This window comes from Thermoflexus sp. (assembly GCF_025055495.1).
GTDB lineage: Bacteria > Chloroflexota > Anaerolineae > Thermoflexales > Thermoflexaceae > Thermoflexus.
Genome location: NZ_JANWXB010000192.1, coordinates 1 through 2,520 on the forward strand (window position 1 = coordinate 1; position 2,520 = coordinate 2,520).

A 2,520-nucleotide genomic window follows, 5' to 3' on the forward strand; every position below is an offset into this window, starting at 1 on the left:
GAAAGATTTTTTCTTCCTCTCCACGATCCAGAGGGCCATAGGGAGGAGGGGCTATGGCCTTTCGGACGGACTTCGGTTCCTCAAACCCCCGGTTTATGACTGGACAAAGCAAGAGGGCCGTTCCCGTATTTGGGGTGAACAGGGATGTCCTCGGCAGCTCTGTCCGCCCCAAAATCCATCTATCCCGCTGCGCGTAGCCTGAAGGATCGAAGGGAAGAGTTCGCCCAGTCCAATCCGCGCGTCCATCCCGCGCATCCGATGATACAGGGCGAATGGGACCGCTTTCGTCACCCCGTTTGTCCCCCAGAGGGAGAGTAGCCTGTAGCGTTATCCCAAAGATAACCCAAGTCTTGCGTTAAGATTTCCCAAACCTCTTGTGCGAGTGGAGGGAACTCATATAATGGAGGCGTAGAGTGGTGTAAAGTGGAGGAGAGTGGTGGGGCCGAGAGGCCGGCGGAAGAACGAGATGGAGCAGCCCGTGCTTCCCCTGGGGGATTTCCCGATGTTCCTGGGGGAGTATCGGCATGGGATCGACGCGAAGGGACGGATGTTCCTCCCAGCGCGTTACCGTTCGTTTTTTGGAACGGGGGCGGTGCTCACTAGAGGCCTGGAGCCCTGCCTGTATCTGTTTACGCTTCCCGAATGGCGGCGGGTCGCGGAGCGGATCAGTCAGTTGCCTCTCACCGCCCCGGAGGCCCGGGAATGGCGCCGATTCTTCTTCGGCGGGGCCTTCGAGGTGATCCCCGATGAGCAGGGTCGGATCCTCATCCCGGCCTCTCTCCGGGCTTATGCGGGCCTGGAGAACCAGGCAGTCATTGTGGGGGTTCACACGCATCTGGAGATCTGGTCCCCTCTGGCCTGGCAGGAGATCTTAGAACGCTTTCAAAATGGCCGCATTCCGCCCGAGCACTGGATGAGGCTGGAGATCTAACGGCAGTGCTTATCTCACCGAATCAAATCCACAGCCTCCCAGTCCGAGGGGGAGTGGGGAAGGGCGGGATCCAAGGGGAAAGGCTATTCCGATGGGGCTTCGATATCCATCGGCGGTTAGGCACTGCCCAAGACATCTGCGGACGGGCGACGCCGCCTGAGGCAGCGTCGCCCGTCGCGAAAATTCACCCGCTCGACAGCGATCCACGATGCATATTCCGGTTTTGCTTCGCGAAGTGCTGGAGGGTTTGAAGGTTCGACCCGGCGGCGTGTATATCGATGCCACAGTTGGTGGGGGAGGGCATGCGGCGGCCATCCTGGAGCGCTCCGCGCCGGATGGCCGTCTGTTAGGGATGGATCGGGATCCAGAGGCCCTGGCGCGTGCGCGGGAACGTCTGCGTCCTTTCGGCGAGCGGGCTGTTCTGGTCCAGGGCTCCTATGCGGAGCTGCGGCGGATCGCCGTGCGTTATGACTTCCTGGAGGTCGATGGGATCCTGTTCGATCTGGGGCTTTCCTCATGGCAGCTATCGGATCCCCATCGAGGGTTCAGTTTTCAGATCGAGGGCCCGCTGGACATGCGTTACGATCCCAGCCAAGGGATCCCGGCGGCGGAGATCGTGAACCGGTGGCCGGAGAAGCAGCTGGCGGAGGTCATCCGTCGATACGGGGAGGAGCGGTTCGCCCGACGGATCGCGCGGGCGATTGTGCGGAATCGACCGATCCGAACCACGACGGAGCTGGCCGAATTGATCGCGCGGGTGGTAGGCCGGGGGCGGGAAGACCAACATCCGGCCACCCGGACGTTCCTGGCGTTGCGCATTGCGGTCAATGAGGAGCTTCAGGCCCTGGAACAGGCCCTTCCCCAGGCGGTCTCTCTGTTAAAACCGGGCGGCCGGCTGGCCGTGATCGCCTTTCATTCCCTGGAAGATCGGATCGTGAAAACGTTCTTCCAGCGGGAATCGCGGGATTGCCTTTGTCCGCCGGAGGTTCCGGTTTGCACATGCGGTCATCGCGCAATCCTGCGCCTGATTACCCGTAAGCCCATCCGGCCTTCGGAAGAGGAAGTTCGAATCAACCCGCGGGCCCGTAGCGCCCGACTCCGGATTGTGGAGCGATGGGGATGAGCGGGCGGCAACGCGTCCTTCTGATGGTGGCGGGGGCATTGCTGTTCCTGACTTCCTTCTCTTTGCTGTTCACGTTTCTCTCCACAGCGACGGTGGAGCAAGGACAGATCGTTCAACATCTGAGCGAAACCCGCGCCGCGCTGGCGCGAGGGAACGCAGCCTTGGAGGAGGCGATCGCCCGAGAAAGCGCGGTCCAGCGCTTGCAGGAGCGGGCCCGGTCGATGGGGTTCGTCCCCAGCGGGGAGCCCATCGGCCTTCCGCTCTCATTGCCGATCACGCTTCCGCTGGGGGATACAGGGCCATGAAAGAGCCCGCGTCGATGCTACGGTTGCACCCGGTGGCGTTTCCGCCGGCCATGCTCCTTGGGCTGGTGGTGATCCGCCTGATCTATTTGACCTTCTACGTGCCCGGAGAACCATCGGGCGTTCAATCCCTGGAGCTGCGCCGCGAGGCGCAGCGAGGCCGG

At 62.2% G+C, this 2,520-nt stretch carries 3 protein-coding genes; all 3 read left to right on the top strand.

Features of this window, described 5'->3' with window-relative positions:
• Positions 1-466: 466 nt before the first annotated feature.
• The gene (gene mraZ / locus NZM16_RS06600) at positions 467-931 is read left to right on the top strand and encodes a division/cell wall cluster transcriptional repressor MraZ (protein ID WP_295447654.1); all 465 of its coding nucleotides are present in this window, start codon (positions 467-469) and stop codon (positions 929-931) included.
• 208 nt (positions 932-1,139) lie between these two features.
• Positions 1,140-2,054 carry a 16S rRNA (cytosine(1402)-N(4))-methyltransferase RsmH gene (gene rsmH / locus NZM16_RS06605; protein WP_295447657.1) on the top strand — a complete coding sequence of 305 codons (915 nt, stop codon included), beginning with the start codon at positions 1,140-1,142 and terminating at the stop codon, positions 2,052-2,054.
• Positions 2,051-2,359, top strand: a complete 309-nt coding sequence (locus tag NZM16_RS06610) for a hypothetical protein (RefSeq protein ID WP_295447660.1) — start codon at positions 2,051-2,053, stop codon at positions 2,357-2,359. The genes rsmH and NZM16_RS06610 overlap by 4 nt, the downstream gene beginning before the upstream one ends.
• Positions 2,360-2,520: the final 161 nt, after the last annotated feature.

Excerpts from the sequence above, each read along its gene's own strand:
- mraZ (WP_295447654.1), top strand. The coding sequence starts at position 467 with ATGGAGCAGCCCGTGCTTCCCCTGGGGGATTTCCCGATGTTCCTGGGG.
- rsmH (WP_295447657.1), top strand. The coding sequence starts at position 1,140 with ATGCATATTCCGGTTTTGCTTCGCGAAGTGCTGGAGGGTTTGAAGGTT.
- NZM16_RS06610 (WP_295447660.1), top strand. The coding sequence starts at position 2,051 with ATGAGCGGGCGGCAACGCGTCCTTCTGATGGTGGCGGGGGCATTGCTG.